The organism is uncultured Marinobacter sp. (genome assembly GCF_913055835.1).
Lineage (GTDB): Bacteria > Pseudomonadota > Gammaproteobacteria > Pseudomonadales > Oleiphilaceae > Marinobacter.
Genome location: NZ_CAJXKQ010000025.1, coordinates 42,269 through 61,665, shown reverse-complemented (window position 1 = coordinate 61,665; position 19,397 = coordinate 42,269). Strand labels below are relative to the sequence as shown.

Annotated in this window: 16 protein-coding genes; 13 read left to right on the top strand and 3 right to left on the bottom strand. The window is 58.5% G+C overall.

The annotated features are described in order from the left end of the window. The 5 genes from QZ534_RS13615 to QZ534_RS13595 all read left to right on the top strand — a co-directional run. The coding region (locus tag QZ534_RS13615) for an SPOR domain-containing protein (protein ID WP_296935075.1) at positions 1–378 on the top strand (378 nt) is incomplete at its 5' end. Positions 379–590: 212 nt separating this feature from the next. Further along, positions 591–5,039, top strand: coding sequence for a glutamate synthase large subunit (gene gltB / locus QZ534_RS13610; RefSeq protein ID WP_296935072.1), 4,449 nt, complete (start codon positions 591–593; stop codon positions 5,037–5,039). A 72-nt stretch (positions 5,040–5,111) separates the two neighbouring features. Continuing rightward, a complete protein-coding gene (locus tag QZ534_RS13605; RefSeq protein WP_296935069.1) occupies positions 5,112–6,530 on the top strand; it encodes an FAD-dependent oxidoreductase in 1,419 nt (472 codons plus the stop codon). 127 nt (positions 6,531–6,657) lie between these two features. Continuing rightward, complete coding sequence (gene hemE / locus QZ534_RS13600) at positions 6,658–7,722, top strand: uroporphyrinogen decarboxylase (RefSeq protein ID WP_296935067.1); 1,065 nt, start codon at positions 6,658–6,660, stop codon at positions 7,720–7,722. A gap of 373 nt (positions 7,723–8,095) precedes the next feature. After that, complete coding sequence (locus QZ534_RS13595) at positions 8,096–8,464, top strand: PilZ domain-containing protein (RefSeq protein ID WP_296935063.1); 369 nt, start codon at positions 8,096–8,098, stop codon at positions 8,462–8,464. A gap of 339 nt (positions 8,465–8,803) precedes the next feature. Here QZ534_RS13595 and radA read toward each other — a convergent pair whose 3' ends face one another. Further along, positions 8,804–10,180 carry a DNA repair protein RadA gene (radA, locus tag QZ534_RS13590; RefSeq protein ID WP_296935061.1) on the bottom strand — a complete coding sequence of 459 codons (1,377 nt, stop codon included), beginning with the start codon at positions 10,178–10,180 and terminating at the stop codon, positions 8,804–8,806. Between the two features lie 134 nt (positions 10,181–10,314). Continuing rightward, complete coding sequence (ettA, locus tag QZ534_RS13585) at positions 10,315–11,976, bottom strand: energy-dependent translational throttle protein EttA (protein ID WP_291909376.1); 1,662 nt, start codon at positions 11,974–11,976, stop codon at positions 10,315–10,317. A gap of 398 nt (positions 11,977–12,374) precedes the next feature. Between ettA and glyA the strand changes: the two genes are divergently transcribed. From glyA to QZ534_RS13545, 8 genes are all read left to right on the top strand, one after another. After that, the gene (glyA, locus tag QZ534_RS13580) at positions 12,375–13,628 is read left to right on the top strand and encodes a serine hydroxymethyltransferase (RefSeq protein ID WP_296935055.1); all 1,254 of its coding nucleotides are present in this window, start codon (positions 12,375–12,377) and stop codon (positions 13,626–13,628) included. Between the two features lie 77 nt (positions 13,629–13,705). Beyond that, positions 13,706–14,224, top strand: coding sequence for a transcriptional regulator NrdR (gene nrdR, locus QZ534_RS13575; protein WP_008170769.1), 519 nt, complete (start codon positions 13,706–13,708; stop codon positions 14,222–14,224). Continuing rightward, complete coding sequence (ribD, locus tag QZ534_RS13570; RefSeq protein ID WP_296935054.1) at positions 14,221–15,336, top strand: bifunctional diaminohydroxyphosphoribosylaminopyrimidine deaminase/5-amino-6-(5-phosphoribosylamino)uracil reductase RibD; 1,116 nt, start codon at positions 14,221–14,223, stop codon at positions 15,334–15,336. Before nrdR ends, ribD begins: the two co-directional genes overlap by 4 nt. A 65-nt stretch (positions 15,337–15,401) precedes the next feature. Beyond that, positions 15,402–16,517, top strand: coding sequence for a bifunctional 3,4-dihydroxy-2-butanone-4-phosphate synthase/GTP cyclohydrolase II (gene ribBA / locus QZ534_RS13565; protein ID WP_296935053.1), 1,116 nt, complete (start codon positions 15,402–15,404; stop codon positions 16,515–16,517). A 47-nt stretch (positions 16,518–16,564) separates the two neighbouring features. Continuing rightward, positions 16,565–17,041: a 6,7-dimethyl-8-ribityllumazine synthase gene (gene ribE / locus QZ534_RS13560; protein ID WP_296935052.1), complete on the top strand. Its 477-nt coding sequence runs from the start codon at positions 16,565–16,567 to the stop codon at positions 17,039–17,041. After that, positions 17,041–17,517, top strand: a complete 477-nt coding sequence (nusB, locus tag QZ534_RS13555) for a transcription antitermination factor NusB (RefSeq protein WP_104323162.1) — start codon at positions 17,041–17,043, stop codon at positions 17,515–17,517. The genes ribE and nusB overlap by 1 nt, the downstream gene beginning before the upstream one ends. A gap of 3 nt (positions 17,518–17,520) precedes the next feature. Beyond that, the gene (gene thiL, locus QZ534_RS13550; RefSeq protein WP_296935051.1) at positions 17,521–18,477 is read left to right on the top strand and encodes a thiamine-phosphate kinase; all 957 of its coding nucleotides are present in this window, start codon (positions 17,521–17,523) and stop codon (positions 18,475–18,477) included. Next, positions 18,474–19,001 (top strand): phosphatidylglycerophosphatase A, encoded by a 528-nt coding sequence (locus tag QZ534_RS13545; RefSeq protein ID WP_296935050.1) that lies wholly within the window; start codon positions 18,474–18,476, stop codon positions 18,999–19,001. Before thiL ends, QZ534_RS13545 begins: the two co-directional genes overlap by 4 nt. Before the next feature lie 18 nt (positions 19,002–19,019). Here QZ534_RS13545 and QZ534_RS13540 read toward each other — a convergent pair whose 3' ends face one another. Continuing rightward, positions 19,020–19,223, bottom strand: coding sequence for a DUF6316 family protein (locus QZ534_RS13540; protein WP_064230225.1), 204 nt, complete (start codon positions 19,221–19,223; stop codon positions 19,020–19,022). Positions 19,224–19,397 lie beyond the last annotated feature (174 nt).

Genomic DNA, 19,397 nt, shown 5'->3' with positions numbered 1-19,397 from the left:
CCAGAGCCAGAGCCAGAGCCAGAGCCAGAGCCAGAGCCAGAGCCAGAGCCAGAGCCAGAGCCAGAGCCAGAGCCAGAACCGGCGTTCGCTCCTGCCGATGCGGAGCATTTTGTAGCCATTGACCGGATTCGTGCGCGTGGAGGTTGGACCATCCAGCTGGTCGCCGGTAACCTGGAACAGACTGCGGTGAATGTCATATCCCGGTATTCGGAGCTCGGCGACCTGATATACACCCGCGGGGAAAGACAAGGTCAGCCCTGGTTTATGGTATTCTATGGCGAGTTTCCCACCCGGGGCGCGGCGAATGCTGCAGTATCCAGCTTGCCGGAGGAGTTGGTCTCCCGCTCACCCTGGGTGCGTCCGGTCGACAATTTATAGCGCCGCGGTTTTCGGTGCTAACTTGTTGTTCCATAACCTTGTCGATTGGTAAATCCGGTTTCGGCTTCCCACAATAACCTCACGCCGATTTGAGTACGTATTTCTACGTGTGTAAAATAGCCAGCCCCCATTTTCAGTGTCAAAGGGTGGTTGTATGGCCGTGCGCCAATTAACTCTTTGATTGAAAAGCATTTCTACGTGAGAGAACGCTTATGATGACAGGTTTGTATCATCCCGATGAATTCAGGGACAACTGCGGATTCGGTCTGATTGCCCACATGAAGGGCGAGGCCAGCCACAAGTTGTTGCAAACTGCCATCGAGTCTCTGACCTGCATGACCCACCGAGGTGGTATCGCTGCAGACGGCAAGACCGGCGATGGTTGTGGCCTGCTGATCCAGAGCCCGGACGGGTTTCTGAAGAAAGCGGCGAAGGCGGCGTTTGGCAAGGAGCCAGGCGACCTCTTCGCGGTGGGACAGGTTTTTCTGAATCCCGATGAGGCCAAGGCTTCGGCCGGTCGAGCGGCTGTTGAGAAACGTCTGACTGAACAGGGCCTGGAAATCCTGGGCTGGCGTGAAGTGCCAGTGGATGATAGTTGTCTGGGCCCCATGGCGCTGGATTGCCTGCCCCGTATTGAGCAGGTTTTCGTGGTGCCCGCCGGTAAGGCAGAGCGTGATTTTGCAATCAGCCTGTTCGTGGGTCGCCGGCACGCCGAGAGTGATATGGCCGACGATCCGGAATTTTATATCTGTAGCCTGTCGCACCGGACCCTCGCCTACAAGGGCCTGATGATGCCGGCGGACCTGGCCAACTTCTACAAGGATCTGGGCGATCCGGACCTTGAGACCGCGATCTGTGTGTTCCATCAGCGGTTCTCCACCAACACCATGCCCCGTTGGCCGCTTGCCCAGCCGTTCCGGTATCTGGCTCACAACGGTGAGATCAACACCATTGACGGTAACCGCAACTGGGCTATTGCCAGGGCCGCGAAGTTCAGCTCACCGGAATTGCCGGATCTTCAAACTCTGCAGCCGCTGGTAAACCTCACAGGTTCCGACTCCTCAAGCATGGACAATATGCTGGAAGTGCTGCTTGCCGGTGGTGTAGACCTTTTCCGTGCCGTTCGCATGATGATTCCGCCGGCCTGGCAGAATGTCGACAGCATGGACTCGGAGCTGCGGGCGTTCTACGAGTACAACTCCATGCATATGGAGCCCTGGGATGGTCCCGCGGGTCTGGTAATGTCGGATGGTCGGTACGCGGTGTGCATGCTCGACCGGAACGGCCTGCGTCCTGCCCGGTGGGTTATCACCAAAGACGACTTCATCACGCTGGCCTCGGAAATTGGTACCTACGGGTACCAGCCAGACGACGTGGTTGCCAAGGGCCGTGTCGGACCGGGGCAGATGCTGGCGATCGACACCGAGTCCGGTGAAGTCCTGCATACCAAAGACATCGATCAGCGTCTGAAGACTGCCCAGCCGTACAAGCGCTGGTTGCGTGAGAACGCACTGCGCGTGGAAACCACGCTGAACCAGGATACCCCGGATTTCAGGCTGATGGATTCCGACGAGCTTCTGGTGCACCAGAAGATGTTCATGGTCTCCTTCGAGGAGCGTGACCAGGTCTTGCGTCCGCTGGCGGAGAACGGCCAGGAAGCGGTGGGGTCCATGGGTGACGATACCCCGATGGCCGTGCTATCGAGCAAGGTACGCCATGTTGCGGACTACTTCCGTCAGAAGTTTGCCCAGGTGACCAACCCGGCGATTGACCCCCTGCGTGAGTCGATAGTCATGTCCCTGGAGACCTGTCTGGGTGCCGAGCGCAACGTGTTCGAGGAAACCGCCGATCACGCGGATCGCATAATCCTGACCACGCCAGTTCTGTCTCCGGCCAAGTTCCTGAAGATCGCCAACAACGAGCGCCCGGGTTTCGAGGTGGCTCGTATCTCCATGAGCTACCGTCCGGAGCAGGGGCTGGAGCAGGCGATTCGCCAGGTGTGCGAGGAGGCGGAGCAAGCTGTCCGCGACGGCAAGGTGCTGCTGATCCTCACCGATAAAGACCTGAAAGAAGGTGAGCTGCCGGTCAACGCACTGATGGCAACCGGCGCGGTTCACCACCATTTGGTCCAGAAGGGGCTTCGCTGCGATTCCAACATCATTGTCGAAACCGGTTGGGCCCGGGATCCCCATCATTTCGCAGTGCTGTTTGGTTTTGGTGCGACGGCGGTCTATCCATACCTTGCCTATCAGGTTCTGAACGATCTGATCCGTACCGGCGAGCTATTGATGGATCCGATCGATGCCAAGAACAATTACCGGAAGGGTATCAACAAGGGGCTGCTGAAGATCCTGTCCAAGATGGGTATTTCGACCATCACTTCGTACCGTGGCGCTCAGCTTTTTGAAGCGATCGGGCTGGCAGATGATGTCGTTGACCTTTGCTTCAAGGGTGTGCCAAGCAGGATCCAGGGTGCCGGGTTCTATGACTTCCAGCAGGACCAGGAGCAACTGGCTTCCGTAGCCTGGAAACCGCGCAAGCCAATTGTCCAGGGTGGCCTGCTGAAGTACGTCCATGGCCAGGAATACCACGCCTTTAACCCGGATGTTGTCGGCAAACTGCAGGAGGCGGTAACCAGTGGCGACTATGGCCACTACAAGGAGTATGCCGGTCTGGTCAATGAGCGTCCGGTGGCAACCCTGCGGGATCTCCTGGGTTTCCGGAAAGACCTCAAGTCAATCGACCTTGCCGAGGTTGAGCCGGTAGAGAATATTTTCCCGCGCTTTGATTCGGCGGCTATGTCACTGGGTGCGCTGTCACCAGAGGCCCACGAGGCCCTGGCCGTCGCTATGAACACTCTGGGTGGTCGCTCGAACTCCGGCGAGGGCGGTGAAGATCCGGCCCGATATGGCACCGAAAAGCGTTCCAAGATCAAGCAGGTGGCTTCCGGGCGTTTCGGCGTCACGGCCGAATACCTGCGCAGCGCTGATGTCATGCAGATCAAGGTGGCCCAAGGGGCCAAGCCCGGTGAAGGCGGCCAGCTTCCGGGTGGCAAGGTCAATGATCTGATCGCCCGTCTGCGCTATTCAGTGCCCGGCGTGACGCTCATTTCACCGCCGCCGCACCACGATATCTATTCTATCGAGGATTTGGCCCAGCTGATTTTTGACCTCAAGCAGGTCAACCCGCAGGCTCTGGTGTCAGTGAAGCTGGTCTCCGAGCCAGGTGTAGGTACGATTGCAGCGGGTGTGGCCAAAGCTTACGCCGACCTGATTACCGTTTCCGGTTACGATGGCGGCACCGCAGCAAGCCCGCTGACGTCCATCCGCTACGCGGGCTCGCCCTGGGAGCTGGGGCTGACGGAAACCCAGCAGGCCTTGCGTGCTAACGACCTGCGGGGCAAGATCCGCCTGCAAACTGATGGCGGCATCAAGACTGGTCTCGACGTAGTGAAAGGCGCAATCCTTGGTGCCGAGAGTTTTGGTTTCGGTACCACGCCGATGGTGGCGCTGGGCTGTAAGTACCTCCGTATCTGTCACCTGAATAACTGCGCGACCGGTGTCGCGACCCAGAATGACCATCTCCGTGAAGAGCACTTCAAGGGTACGGTGGAAATGGCCATGAATTTCTTCCGCTTCGTGGCGGAGGAAACCCGTGAGTGGATGGCGAAACTGGGCGTACGGAGCCTGGAAGAGCTGGTCGGTCGCGTTGACCTGCTGGAACGTCTGCCGGGCGATACCGAGCGCCAGAAGAAGCTCGACCTGAGTCGTCTGCTGTCCAACGACCATATTCCCGCGGACAAGCCGCAGACCTGTCAGGTGGAACGGAATCACCCGTTCGATGAAGGCAAACTTGCGGAACAGATGGTTCAGGATACCGCTGCAGCCATCAAGGAGAAGAGTGGTGGAGCCTGGTCTTACCGTGTAACCAACTGCGATCGCTCCATTGGTGCCCGCCTGTCCGGGGAAATTGCCCAGATCCATGGCAACCAGGGCATGGTCGATGCGCCCATCACTCTGGATCTCACCGGTACCGCCGGCCAGAGTTTTGGTGTCTGGAACGTGGGTGGTCTCAATCTGATCCTTGAAGGGGATGCCAACGATTACGTCGGCAAGGGGATGACTGGTGGCAAGCTGGTGGTGAAGCCGCCCCGCGGCAGCACCTTCAAGACCCAGGAAACCTCCATCGTCGGTAACACCTGCCTGTATGGGGCAACTGGCGGCAAACTCTTTGCAGCTGGCACTGCCGGTGAGCGTTTCGCGGTTCGTAATTCTGGCGCACACGCGGTTGTAGAGGGCGCTGGCGACCACTGCTGCGAATACATGACTGGCGGCCTGGTCACTGTACTCGGTTCTACCGGGCACAATTTTGGTGCTGGTATGACCGGTGGCTTTGCCTATGTGATGGATCTCAACAACACCTTCGTGGACAAGTACAACCACGAGCTGGTCGAGATTCAGCGGATATCCAGTGAAGATATGGAGTCCTACCGTAATCACCTGCGCGGTGTTATCCGGGAACATATTTCGGAAACCGGCAGCGAGTGGGCTGAGCACATTCTTGAGAATTTCGACGATTACATCGGCCGATTCTGGCTGGTGAAACCCAAGGCGGCGAACCTGCGTAGCCTGCTGGCCAGCACCCGGGCCCGCCCGGAATAAGAAGCTGATAGGGTTCGGGGCGAGCAGCCTGGCTGCCGCCCTTGTCGAAATTGAGTTGATGAGAGCATCCAGATGAAAGAACGACTGAGTAACGACTTCCAGTTTGTTGAAGTAGGGCGGGTCGACCCGAAGAAGGTCCCGGCCAAGAAGCGGAAGAAAGAATTTGGTGAAATCTACCACCCCTTCACGGCAGACAACGCGGCATCCCAGTCTCACCGCTGCCTTGAGTGTGGTAACCCTTACTGTGAGTGGAAGTGCCCGGTTCACAACTACATTCCGAACTGGCTGAAGCTGGTTTCCGAAGGCAACATCATGCGTGCCGTTGAGCTGTGCCATCAGACCAACTCCCTGCCGGAGGTCTGCGGTCGCGTTTGTCCGCAGGATCGCCTGTGTGAAGGTGCCTGTACACTGAACGACGGCTATGGCGCAGTCACCATCGGGTCTGTCGAGAAATACATCACCGACACCGCCTTTGCCCTGGGCTGGAAACCGGATATGTCCGCAGTGAAGTGGACAGACAAGAAGGTTGCCGTCATTGGCGCCGGCCCCGCGGGTCTGGGATGCGCAGACGTCCTGGTTCGCAATGGCGTCAAGCCGGTTGTCTTCGATATCTATCCGGAAATCGGCGGTCTGCTGACGTTCGGTATTCCCGAGTTCAAGCTGGAAAAATCCGTCATGACCCGCCGTCGCAAGGTGTTCGAGGAGATGGGCGTAGAATTCCGCCTGTCCACCGAGGTGGGCAAGGACGTTCAACTGCAGGACATCATCGACGAGTACGATGCCGTTTTCATGGGCATGGGCACGTACACCTATATGAAGGGCGGTTTCCCGGGTGAGGACCTGCCGGGCGTGTATGACGCTCTGCCGTTCCTGGTTTCCAACGTCAACCGCCGTCTCGGCTTCGAGAAAGACGAAGCGGACTTCATTGACATGAAAGGCAAACGGGTTGTTGTACTGGGTGGTGGTGATACGGCCATGGACTGTAACCGCACCTCGATCCGTCAGCAGGCCGAAAGCGTTACCTGTGCCTACCGCCGGGATGAAGCCAACATGCCGGGTTCCCGTCGTGAAGTGGCCAATGCCAAGGAAGAGGGCGTTAAGTTCCTCTTCAATCGTCAGCCCATTGCCATCATTGGTGAAGACCGGGTTGAGGGTGTGAAGGTGGTCCAGACCCGCCTGGGCGATCCCGACGAGAATGGCCGTCGCCGTCCGGAAGTGGTTCCGGGCAGTGAGGAAGTCATTCCTGCCGACGCGGTTCTGGTTGCCTTCGGCTTCCGTCCGAGCCCGGCCGACTGGTTTGATGAACTGAAGGTGAATACCGACGATTCAGGCCGGGTAACCGCGCCGGAGGAGTCCGAGTTCATGTTCCAGACCAGCAACGAGAAAATCTTCGCAGGCGGTGACATGGTCCGCGGTTCGGATCTGGTCGTAACCGCTATCTGGGAAGGCCGTCAGGCTGCCGAAGGTATCATGGATTACCTCGATATCTGATTCGGGGATTGATCCTGATCAGAAGGGCGGTTTCCTAAGGGAAAGCCGCCCTTTTTTATTCCCGCAAACCGGGTATTATGGCTCCCCATCCAATTTTCCCCTTAGTACAGAACACGCTGGACTTCCTATGACCGAGCTGAAAAATGATCGTTTCCTGCGCGCCCTGATGCGCCAGCCCGTGGACCGCACACCGGTCTGGATGATGCGACAGGCAGGGCGATACCTGCCGGAGTACCGTGCGACCAGGGCCAAAGCTGGTGACTTTCTCAGCCTGTGCAAGAACACGCCGTTGGCCTGCGAGGTAACTCTGCAGCCTCTCGAACGTTTCCCACTGGACGCGGCGATCCTGTTTTCAGACATCCTGACCATTCCGGACGCTCTGGGTCTCGGCCTGTACTTCGAAACCGGGGAAGGCCCGAAATTCCGGAATACGATCCGCTCCGAAGCCGATGTTGCGGCTCTGCCGAAGATCAACGCAGAGGTAGATCTGGACTACGTCATGAACGCGGTTTCCACCATCCGCGGTGCCTTGAACGGCAGTGTTCCCCTGATCGGTTTCTCCGGCAGCCCATGGACCCTGGCGACTTACATGATTGAGGGTGGCTCTTCCAAGGATTTCCGGGAGGCCAAGAAGCTCATGTACGGTCAGCCTGAAGTTATGCACCGCTTGCTGGACCATCTTGCGGATGCGGTCATTGATTACCTCAACGGACAGATCAAGGCCGGTGCCCAGGCTGTTCAGATTTTCGACACCTGGGGTGGCGTTTTGAGCAGCTGGGCCTATGAGGAGTTCTCGCTTCGCTATATGAAGAAGATCGTCGACGGCCTGATTCGCGAGAACGATGGTCGCCGGGTGCCGGTAATCCTCTTTACCAAGAACGGTGGTCAGTGGCTGGAATCCATTGCCGATTCCGGTGCCGATGCCGTTGGCCTGGACTGGACCACCGATATCGGCAACGCCCGAGCCCGCATCGGCGACCGGGTGGCGCTCCAGGGCAACATGGACCCGGCCATGCTGTATGCACCGCCTGAGCGGATTCGCCAGGAAGTGGCCGATATCCTCCGGCGCTTCGGTTCCGGCAATGGCCATATCTTCAACCTTGGCCACGGCATTACGCCGGATGTCGATCCAGAGCATGCCAAGGCGTTCATTGAGGCTGTGGTTGAACTCAGCCCGGAGTATCACCGCTGAGGCTGAGGCGTCGTTCCTAGCCTTCGAGCCGGGAGTCTGAGTCTGTTGTGGGGCCCTTTCCAAAAACCGCTACGAGCACGTCCCTGTGGCTTGTCTCCGGCCGTCCATGGCCTCCAACATTTTTGGAAAGGGCCCCACAACAGCCTCGCTCATACATCGGAGATATGTCTGCCTATTCCACGACCCTTTCTGAGCTCAAGATCCCCTTGATGCATCAAACCGTCCGGACCATAGTCAGTACCGTAGGTCGGATTAGGTGCGCAACGCGTGCCGTAATCCGACGACCTCTATCCCACTCAAAAACTCCCCTGGATGCAATCTCCTGTCCGGTCTATAGTCAGGTAAAACAAGACCGGTAAACAGGAGTAACCCGTTGTCCACCAAAACCCCCGAAAAGCGCCGTTTTCACCGGATCGAGTTTGACGCGCCCTGCGAGCTTCACTGCCAGGAGTCTGTCTGGAAGACCGAGGTGCTGGATATTTCGCTGAAAGGTGTTCTGGTCAAACGGCCGGAGGGTTGGCAGGTCCCTTTAAAGCAGCCCTGCGAAGTGATTATTCACCTGAATGATCATGAGGCAGGTATTGTGATGGCTGTAGAGTTGCGGCACATAGAACCCCACCGGTTGGGGTTTAAGTGCCAATACATTGACCTCGACAGTGCCACTCATCTGAAACGTCTGGTTGAACTTAATCTTGGTGATCAAGCTCTTCTGGAGAGGGAGTTTGCGCATCTTATTGATTAGGCAGGTTTTGTCGGATTACGGCTTAGCCTAATCCGACCTACTTGGCTGTCTGTTACCAGTTTTCGCCTTCCGGAATCCGTCTTCTAGAATTTTAAAAATCGGAGTCCTGCACTGCAGTAAGCAGGATAGACTGGCATAGGAGCTTCCAAAAATGTCGGAGGCCAGGGATGGCCGAGGACAAGCGCACATGGGTGAGGCCGAGCGTTTATGAAGCGAAGCTTCATGCGACAGCCGAACGACAGCAATCTATGATTGCTGGCTGGACCCCGGAGGGGGGCTTGTAGCGGTTTTTGGAAGCTCCCCCTGCCAACCGCTCCGTAAACTCTGAACCACGAAGGCCTAGAGTTCCTCCAAGGCTGAGAGCGCATCACTCAGCTTGGTCACCGGAATCACCTTCATGCCTTCGATGGCCTTCCTTGGGGCATTGGATTTCGGCACCAGCGCCCGTGTGAAGCCGTGTTTGGCGGCTTCGTAGATTCGTTCCTGGCCGCTGGGCACCGGACGGATTTCGCCGGAGAGGCCGACTTCGCCGAAGATGACCAGATCCTGGGGCAGGGCGCGGTCTCGGAAGGAGGAGACGATGGCGGCCAGCAGGGCCAGGTCGGCGCTGGTTTCGTTGACCTTTACGCCACCCACCACGTTCACGAACACATCCTGATCGGACACGTGCATGCCGCCGTGGCGGTGCAATACGGCAAGGAGCATGGCCAGTCGGTTCTGGTCCAGGCCAACGGCAACACGTCGTGGGTAGCCGCCCTGGGCCATATCGACCAGTGCCTGGATCTCCACGAGCATCGGGCGGGTGCCTTCCCAGACCACCATCACCACGCTTCCCGGGGCCGCGTCTTCACCACGGTTCAGGAAGATCGCGCTGGGGTTCTTCACTTCCTTCAGCCCCTGCTCCAGCATAGCGAATACGCCCAACTCGTTTACCGCACCAAACCGGTTCTTGATCCCCCGAAGGGTTCGATAGCGGCTGTCGCTGGAGCCTTCCAGCAGGATCGAGCAGTCAATCATGTGTTCCAGGACTTTCGGGCCGGCCAGGCTGCCGTCTTTGGTGACGTGGCCAACCAGGAACAGGATGGTGCCGGTCTGCTTGGCGAAACGGGTCAGATAGGCTGCGCTTTCGCGTACCTGGGAGACACTGCCAGGGGCGGACTCGATGTCCGCCATGTGCATCACCTGAATACTGTCTACCACCAGAATCCGGGGTTTTTCGGTCTCGGCTACCTGCATGACCCGTTCGACACTGGTTTCGGACAGCATCTTCAGGTCTTTGGTGGGCAGACCCAGGCGTTTGGCGCGCATAGCGACCTGTTGCAGGGATTCCTCACCAGTAACATACAAGGCGGGGACCGTTGCGGCCAGATGGCAGACAGCCTGGAGAAGAAGGGTGCTTTTGCCGGCTCCCGGGTGGCCGCCCATCAGAACAGCCGAGCCTTCGACCAGACCACCGCCCAAGACCCGATCGAACTCCTGCATGCCGGAGCTGATACGGGGCTGCTCTGCGAGACTGACGTCATCCAGGCTCTGGACCCCGGACAAGCTGCCGGCGAATCCCTCAAAGCGGGCACCGCGCGCGCCTTTGCTGTTGCTGCTGACGCCGCGCACTTCGCTGATGGTGTTCCAGGCCTGGCAGGCGGTGCACTGGCCCTGCCATTTGGAATAGTCGGCACCGCATTCAGTGCAGACGTAGGCGGTTTTGGGTTTGGCCATGGGGTTGTTGCTACCTTCCGGGGTTGGCTGTCGGATTACGGCTGCGCCTAATCCGACCTACGCGGGATCTATCACCATTCTGGACCATAGGTAGGTCGGATTAGGTCCGCAGGGCCGTAATCCGACACAGGATCTTACGCGAGCTTTTTATACTTCATGCGCTGAGGCTGCATGGCTGAATCACCCTTGCGCTTCTTGAAGTCCTCATCGTACTCGGTGAAGTTGCCTTCGAAGTACACCACTTCGCCATCATCCTCGAACGCCAGGATATGGCTGGCCACACGGTCGAGGAACCAGCGGTCGTGCGAGATAACCAGGGCAGAGCCCGGGAAGTTCAGCAGGGCTTCTTCCAGGGCGCGGAGGGTTTCCACGTCGAGGTCGTTGGTCGGCTCGTCCAGCAGCAGGACGTTGCCGCCCTGTTTCAGCAGCTTGGCCAGGTGCAGGCGGTTGCGCTCACCGCCGGACAGGTCGCCAACCCGTTTCTGCTGGTCGCTGCCCTTAAAGTTGAAACGACCAACGTAGGCCCGGGAAGGTGTCTCGTAGTTGCCCACCTTGATAATGTCGTTGCCGTCGGAGAGTTCCTCCCAGACGGTTTTGCTGCCATCCAGATCGCGCATCTGATCCACGTAGGCCAGTTCCACGGTTTCGCCCACGGTGATGTCGCCAGAATCCGGCTTGTCGAAACCGGCGATCATCTTGAACAGGGTGGATTTGCCGGCACCGTTGCCACCGATAATGCCCACGATGGCGCCGGGCGGTACGCTGAAGGACACATCCTCATACAGCAGACGGTCACCGAAGGACTTGCTGATGCCGTCCACCTCGATCACCTTGTTGCCAAGCCGCGGCCCGGGCGGAATATAGAGCTCGTTGGTTTCGTTGCGCTTCTGGAATTCCTGGGAGCTCATCTCCTCAAAGCGGGCCAGACGCGCCTTGCTCTTGGACTGACGGCCCTTGGCGTTGCTGCGCACCCACTCCAGTTCCTGCTTGATGGCTTTCTGGTGAGAGGCTTCCTGTTTGGACTCCATCTCCAGACGCTTTTCCTTGTTCTCCAGCCACTGGCTGTAGTTGCCTTCAAACGGAATACCATGGCCACGGTCCAGTTCCAGGATCCAGCCGGCGACGTTGTCGAGGAAGTAGCGATCGTGGGTGATGGCGACCACGGTGCCTTCGTAGTCGTGGAGGAAGCGCTCGAGCCAGGCCACGGATTCGGCATCCAGGTGGTTGGTAGGCTCGTCCAGCAGCAGCATGTCCGGACCGGACAGCAGCAGGCGGCATAGAGCCACCCGGCGGCGCTCACCACCGGAAAGAACGCTGACTTTCTGATCCCATGGTGGAAGGCGCAGTGCGTCCGCGGCAACTTCCATCTTGCGCTCAATATCGTGGCCGTCAGTGGCCTGGATGTAGGCTTCCAGTTCGCCCTGCTTCTTGGCCAGGGCATCAAAATCCGCATCCGGTTCGGCGTAGGCGGCGTACACCTGGTCCAGTTCGGCCAGGGCGTCGTGGACGCCGGAAACCGCCTCGTCGACGATTTCCTTGACGGTTTTGTCTTCGTCCAGCTCTGGCTCCTGGGGCAGATAACCCACGTTGATGCCGGGCTGCGGGCGGGCTTCACCGATGTAATCCTGGTCCACGCCCGCCATAATGCGGAGCAGGGTGGATTTACCGGCACCGTTGAGGCCCAGTACGCCAATCTTGGCGCCGGGGAAGAAGCTCAGTGAAATGTCTTTCAGAATCTCCCGCTTGGGTGGAACCACCTTGCCCACGCGGTTCATGGTATAGACGTATTGAGCCATGTTGGCAGAATCCTTTTATCAAACAGTCGCTTGAGAAATGAATACACGTCAGGTGCCTGATCAAGGCCTTCGGGGCGGGCGGTCCGGGATCGTCAAAATCATGGATGATTTTGTCGAGCGTACAGGGACGTATTTACAGCGTATCCCGGATCGCCCGCCCCGGAGGCCGACACCACCGATGCCGGTACCTGAGAACAGTAATCGGCTAAGGTAACGAAACCCACCAGTGATAGCAATTGAGCAGAAACCGGAGTAGGCCGCATGCCGGTATCTGCGGACGGTATAAAGGGTGATTTTTCACCCGTTTGTGAGATAGAATAGCGGCCCAATTTTTCAGGGAGCCTGCGGAGATTGCCAATGCTCTCCGGGCCAGCCAAGCACACAGAGGCAGCGCATCCATGTTTAATCGTGAAATGAAAATCGCCGGCTTTGACGACGAACTCTGGAACGCCATGCAGGCGGAAGAGAAGCGCCAGGAAGCTCACATCGAGCTGATCGCGTCAGAGAACTATACCAGCCCCCGGGTGATGGAAGCTCAGGGCAGCGTGCTGACCAACAAGTACGCGGAAGGCTATCCCGGCAAGCGTTACTACGGCGGTTGCGAGTTCGTGGATATTGCCGAAGATCTCGCGATTGAGCGTGCCAAAGAGCTGTTCGGTGCTGCCTATGCCAACGTACAGCCGCATTCCGGTTCCCAGGCCAACTCGGCTGTCTTCATGGCTCTGCTCAAGCCCGGTGACACTGTTCTGGGCATGAGTCTCGCCCACGGTGGGCACCTGACTCACGGCGCCAGTGTCAACTTCTCCGGCAAGATCTACAATGCCGTTCAGTACGGTATCAATACCGATACAGGCCTTCTCGACTACGATGAAATCGAAGCGCTGGCTCTTGAGCACAAGCCGAAGATGATCATTGCCGGCTTCTCTGCCTATTCACAGGAGCTGGATTTCGCCCGTTTCCGCGAGATTGCGGACAAGGTTGGTGCCTACCTGTTTGTGGATATGGCCCACGTGGCTGGTCTTGTTGCCGCTGGCGTTTATCCGGATCCGATTCCCCACGCTCACGTGGTTGCAACCACGACACACAAGACCCTGCGCGGTCCCCGTGGTGGTCTGATCCTGGCCTGTGACGATGCCGATCTGCAGAAGAAGTTGAACTCCGCCGTTTTCCCCGGTGGCCAGGGCGGTCCGTTGATGCACGTAATCGCTGCCAAGGCTGTGTGCTTCAAGGAAGCCATGAGCGATGAGTTCAAGGCCTACCAGCAGCAGGTTGTGAAGAACGCTTCTGCCATGGCACAGGTTTTTGTTGATCGCGGGTACGACGTGGTTTCCGGTGGCACCAAGAACCACCTGTTCCTGGTCAGCCTGATCAAGCAGGACATTACCGGTAAAGATGCGGATGCTGCGCTGGGTCGTGCTCACATCACCGTGAACAAAAACGCGGTTCCCAATGATCCCCGGTCACCGTTCGTCACTTCCGGTCTGCGTATCGGCACCCCGGCGATCACCACCCGTGGTTTCGGTGAGTCCGAGTGTCGTGATCTGGCCGGCTGGATCTGCGATATCCTCGATAACGTGGACGACGAGGCTGTAAATAGCCGTGTTCGTGAGCAGGTGGGAGCGCTTTGCGCCCGTTTCCCCGTCTACGGCTGATCGTTTTATAGCTAGACTACAGGCATGACCTGCCGGGCCGACTTTTCGGCCCGGCTTCCTCTTCGGAGCTCCTGACTATGCATTGTCCCTTCTGTGGTGAAGCAGATACCAAGGTGATTGACTCCCGGCTGGTGGCCGAGGGTGATCAGGTGCGTCGCCGCAGGGAGTGTCTGTCCTGTCGGGAGCGGTTTACCACTTTCGAGTCTGCCGAGCTGGTGATGCCAAGGGTCGTCAAGCAGGACGGTACCCGGCAACCGTTTGATGAGGAAAAGCTGCGCGCCGGGCTGATGAAAGCGCTCGAAAAGCGTCCTGTGAGCATCGAGCAGATCGATGCTGCCCTGAATCGTATCAAATACCGTCTTCGGGCAACGGGTGAGCGGGAAGTGAAATCCATGCAGCTGGGCGAGGAGGTCATGACCGAATTGCGCCAGTTGGACAAAGTTGCCTATGTCCGCTTCGCTTCGGTGTATCGCAGCTTCCAGGATATCAACGAGTTCAAGGAAGAAATCGAGAGGTTATCGGCAAGCAATGGCGAGGCTGCTGTGGATGTCGCCAAAGCACTGGCGGATAACCACGCCCCGAAAGGCAAGGCATGATCGAGAACCGCGACAGGGCCATGATGGCGCGGGCTGTCCAGCTTGCCTGGCGCGGTCGGTACTCTACCCATCCTAATCCCCGAGTTGGCTGTGTCATTGCCCGGGGAGATCTGGTGCTTGGTGAGGGCTGGCATGAGCGTGCCGGAGAGGCCCACGCCGAGACTCGCGCTCTGAGTCAGGCAGGTACTGACGCCCGTGGCGCGACAGCGTACGTAACACTGGAGCCCTGCAGCCATTTCGGTCGCACGCCGCCCTGTGCCAGAGCGCTGATTGATGCCGGTGTCGCGCATGTGTACGCCGCGACCAAGGACCCGAATCCCTCAGTGTCTGGCCGGGGGCTGGATATGCTGAGGGATGCAGGTGTGCGGGTTACCGAAGGCCTGCTGGCGGAAGAAGCTACCCGCCTGAATCCGGGGTTCATGAAGCGCATGAACACCGGGCGCCCCTGGGTGCGACTTAAAATGGCGGCAAGCCTGGATGGTCGAACCGCCATGGCCTCCGGTGAGAGCCAGTGGATCACCGGCTCAGAGGCTCGCCGGGATGTTCAGCGCCTGCGGGCGATCAGCGATGCCATTCTCACTGGTGTAGGTACAGTGCTGGCCGACGACCCGTCACTGACAGTCCGGCGGGAGGAGCTTGGGGATATTGGCGACGCGACGGAGCCGTCCAGACAGCCGCTTCGGGTAATTGCCGATCGCGATGCGCGTACACCATCCTCCGCGAAGATCCTCCAGGGCGGCAACGTGCAGGTGTTCTGCGCGTCATCGACCCTGGCGACAGCGCCAGCTCAGGATCTGGCGGCGCTGGGCATCAGCCTTACTGGTGTGGCCTGGAAGGATAACGGCATTGATCTTGCCGAACTGCTGGACTCGCTGGGAGAGCTGGGGATCAACGAGCTGCTCGTTGAAGCAGGCCCCACTCTGGCTGGCACATTCATAAGCGAAAATCTGGTCGACGAACTCTGGCTCTATCAGGCGCCGGTTTTCCTCGGCAGTACGGGACGTCCAACCGCAAATCTGCCGCTGGAGACCATGGCAGATAAAGTACAATGGAAAGTGCTGGACCGACGTCAGGTAGGTGAGGATCAGCGTCTGATCCTTGCCCGCCGGTAATCCATAAACTCAGGATGTTCCGGACGCCAATAGTTGCCGGAACGCCGCAAGGGTGCAAAAACCATATGGCACTGAACAGCATTGAAGACATCATAGAAGATATCCGTCAGGGCAAGATGGTCATACTGATGGATGACGAGGATCGCGAGAATGAGGGCGATCTCGTGATGGCTGCTGAGCATTGCACGGCCGAGGCAATCAATTTCATGGCCCGTTTTGGGCGCGGCCTGATCTGTATGCCCATGACCCGGAACCGCTGCGAACAATTGGGTTTGCCGCTAATGGTCCAGCAGAACGCCTCCGGTTTCGGAACCAAGTTTACCCTTTCCATCGAAGCGGCAGTGGGCGTGACGACTGGCATCTCCGCGGCAGACCGGGCTCGCACGGTGCAGGCAGCAGTGGCCCGAAATGCCAAGGCTAGCGATCTGGTCCAACCTGGCCATATTTTCCCGCTAATGTCTGATCCGGGCGGCGTATTGAGCCGTGCAGGGCACACCGAAGCATCCTGTGATCTTGCCGCACTGGCCGGCTGCGAGCCGGCGGGTGTGATCTGCGAGATCATGAATGACGATGGTTCAATGGCCCGCCGGGAAGATCTGGAACGATTCGCCGAAGAGCACGGCCTGAAGATTGGTACCATTGCCGACCTGATCCACTACCGCACCATGAACGAGCGCACCGTTGAGTGTGTGGAAGAGAATGACCTGGACACCGAATACGGTGTATTCAAGCTTCGGACCTATCGCGACAACATCCAGGGAGCCACTCACCTGGCCATGTTGATGGGGGATATCTCTCCCGACGAACCGGCTTTTGTACGAGTTCATATCACAGATACTCTTCGGGACCTCCTGGGGGCCCGCCGCAAGGATTCCCGCAGCTGGCCTCTGCATCACGCCCTGGAAAAAGTGGCGGAGGAAGGCAAGGGCGTGGTTGTCCTGCTGAACAGTGCCGAGGACAGCTACAACCTGGAAGACCGGATCCAGGAATTCTTTGATGAGGGTAAGGGTTCTTCCGGTAAGGGGAGTTCCGGTGTTTACTTCACCGTAGGTACTGGCTCCCAGATTCTTCGGGATATCGGCGTCGGCAAGATGCGCCTGCTAAGCCCGCCGATCAAATTCTCGGCCATCTCCGGATTCGATCTGGAAGTGGTCGAATACGTTCCCTATACCCCCGAATGATCAACCCGGTCGTGGCTCCGATGCCGCGACACGTGAAGGAGCCATCAATGGCAGATATCAGAGTAATAGAAGGTGATTTTACCGAATGCAGCGGACGTTACGCACTCGTGGTGGGCCGTTTTAACGGCTTCGTGGTGGAAAGCCTGGTCGAGGGCGCGTTGGATACCCTGCGCCGCCACGGTATTTCCGATGACGATGTCACCATCGTTCGCGTACCAGGGGCCTATGAAATGCCCCTGGCCGTCAAGCGCGTCGCCGAAACCGGTGACTATGATGCGATCATCGCCCTGGGTGCGGTCATCCGTGGTGGAACGCCCCATTTCGAGTACGTTGCTGGCGAGGCCTCCAGTGGCCTTGGCGCGGTCAGTCTGGATACCGATGTGCCGGTGACTTTCGGTGTACTGACGGTGGATTCCATCGAACAGGCCATCGAGCGCTCCGGAACCAAGGCTGGTAACAAAGGTGCTGAGGCGGCAATAACGGCCCTTGAAATGGTCAGCCTGTTCAAGAAACTGGGTGAGTAATGAGCGAAACCGAAGGTACATCGCCGCAGCCGGCTCCGTCCGGCCAACCGAAAGCCGGTGATCGACGCCGCGCCAGAGCCCTGGCCATGCAAGGGCTTTACCAGCGTCATTTCAGCAAAACGGCGATTTCTGACATTGAAGCCGAGTTCATGGTCGACAATGACATGAGCAAGGTTGATCTGCTGTATTTCCGCGATCTGCTTCGTGGTGTCCATCGAGAACAGGGCGAGCTGGACAAGCTGATCGAGCCTTTTCTTGATCGGCCGATCAACGAGGTTGACCCGGTGGAGCTGGCCATCGTCCGTTTGGGGGCCTATGAGCTCAAGCATCGGCTCGATGTGCCCTACAAGGTGGTGATCAACGAAGGCATTGAAATGGCCAAACGCTTCGGTGGCACCGAGGGCCATAAGTTTGTAAACAGCATCCTCGACAAGCTCAGCGGCCGACTCCGCCTTGCCGAGACCCGCGCCCGCTAGCCGATGGGTGAGTTCGAGCTGATTCGGCGTTACTTTCTGCCGCTTGGCGAGCGGCAGGAATCCCGTTCTCTGATCCTGGGGCTCGGAGATGATTGCGCGATTCAGCGAATTCCCGCTGGCCGGGATCTTGTCTTTTCCGTGGATGCCCTCGTGGAGGGTGTTCACTTTCCCCGAAATTATCGCCCGGATTACCTGGGGTGGCGTGCACTCGCTGTCGCAGCCAGTGATCTTGCTGCCATGGGTGCCGACCCGGAATGCTTCACGCTTGCGCTGACGCTGCCGGTGGTGGATGAGCAGTGGCTTAAAGATTTCTCCAAGGGGCTGAAAGCGGCCAGCGACGCATTTGGTCTTGAACTTGCTGGTGGCGATACCACCTCTGGCCCCCTCGCTCTGAGCCTGCAGGTCCATGGCAGTTTGGAGCAGGGGGCCGGAGTTCGGCGTTCTGGCGCCCGCCCGGGTGATCTGATTGCCGTTTCCGGAACCCTCGGTGATGCCGGCGCCGCCCTGGGCTATCTCACGGAATCTGCCCCCTCCGCCGACATGGTCGCCGTGCTCGAACGCTACCACCATCCCCGGCCCAGGCTGGATCTGGCACAGTCTGTCCGCCAATATGCCAGCGCGGCTATTGATATCTCTGATGGCTTGCTAGCCGATCTTGGCCACATTCTGGCTGCCTCCGGAGTTGGTGCCCGCATTGACAGTGCCCGCCTGCCCCTTTCGCCAGCTCTGATGAGGCTGAAGGGCGTTGACGCCGTCAACTACGCATTGCGTTCCGGGGACGATTACGAACTTTGCCTGTGTTTCTCACCGGCAAACTGGGAGCGCGCCCCGGAGTCACTGAAAAGCCAACTTACCGTGATCGGATCTGTTGAGGTGGAGCCGCGCCTCTATCTTGATGGTGTCGATTGCAGTGTGGAAGCGGTGCCCGCGGGGTTTGATCATTTCAGGAGTGAATCATGAGTCAGGAAGGCGGGACCCCGGAACCGGAGGCGCCGGCAGTCATACTGCCGCCAGGTTTTTTGCGAAACCCGGTGCATCTTTTGGCCTTTGGGTTTGGCAGCGGCGCAACCGCGAGGGCTCCCGGTACCTGGGGCAGTCTGGCAGCGATTCCGCTCTGGTACGGTTTCGCCTGGTTGCCGCCTGTCGGCTACTGGCTGGTGGTCCTGATTGCGTTTATCGTGGGTATCTGGCTGTGCGGAAAGACCGCCGAAGACCTCAAGGTGCACGACCATGGCGGCATCGTCTGGGATGAATTCGTCGGGATGTGGATTGCGCTGGGCCTGTTTCCCGACACCATTTACGGGGTTCTGGGCGCTTTCGCGCTGTTCCGGCTCTTTGACATCGCCAAACCCTGGCCCATAAATTGGCTAGACCAGCACCTGCCTGGCGGGCTGGGTATTATGGTCGACGATGTTATTGCCGGCTTCATGGCCCTGATCTGCTTGTGGGCAGTGGACGTGTGGCTGGTGCCCGTCATGGTCTAGACGGGCACGCAGTGACTGTCAATGAAGCTGCTGTTCTTCCGGCAGCATCCGAACAACATGCAGAAACCTTTTGAGGCCTGTTTCCGCCCGCTCTCGAGAAGCGAACGGGCCACTGTCAAACCCTTCCCGGGTGGTGAAGTACCATTTGCTCCCCACGCAGAAGAATCGACTGCTGCGAAAGGGAACCGGCCCTTCTTCTCCGGTCCTGCGTTGGGTGTCCATGGCGTCTCCTGTACTGCCCGCTTTTCGTTCTTGCTTCTCGGGCGCCGCGTTAATATCTGCCGATCTGTTTAAAATTAACCCAATTCAGGGCGAATTCAACATTTTTTTACAATTTTACGGGTTGGTTCTCAATAGAGATCAGCGATCAAACATCCGTAGTGAGCCAGAGAAGCG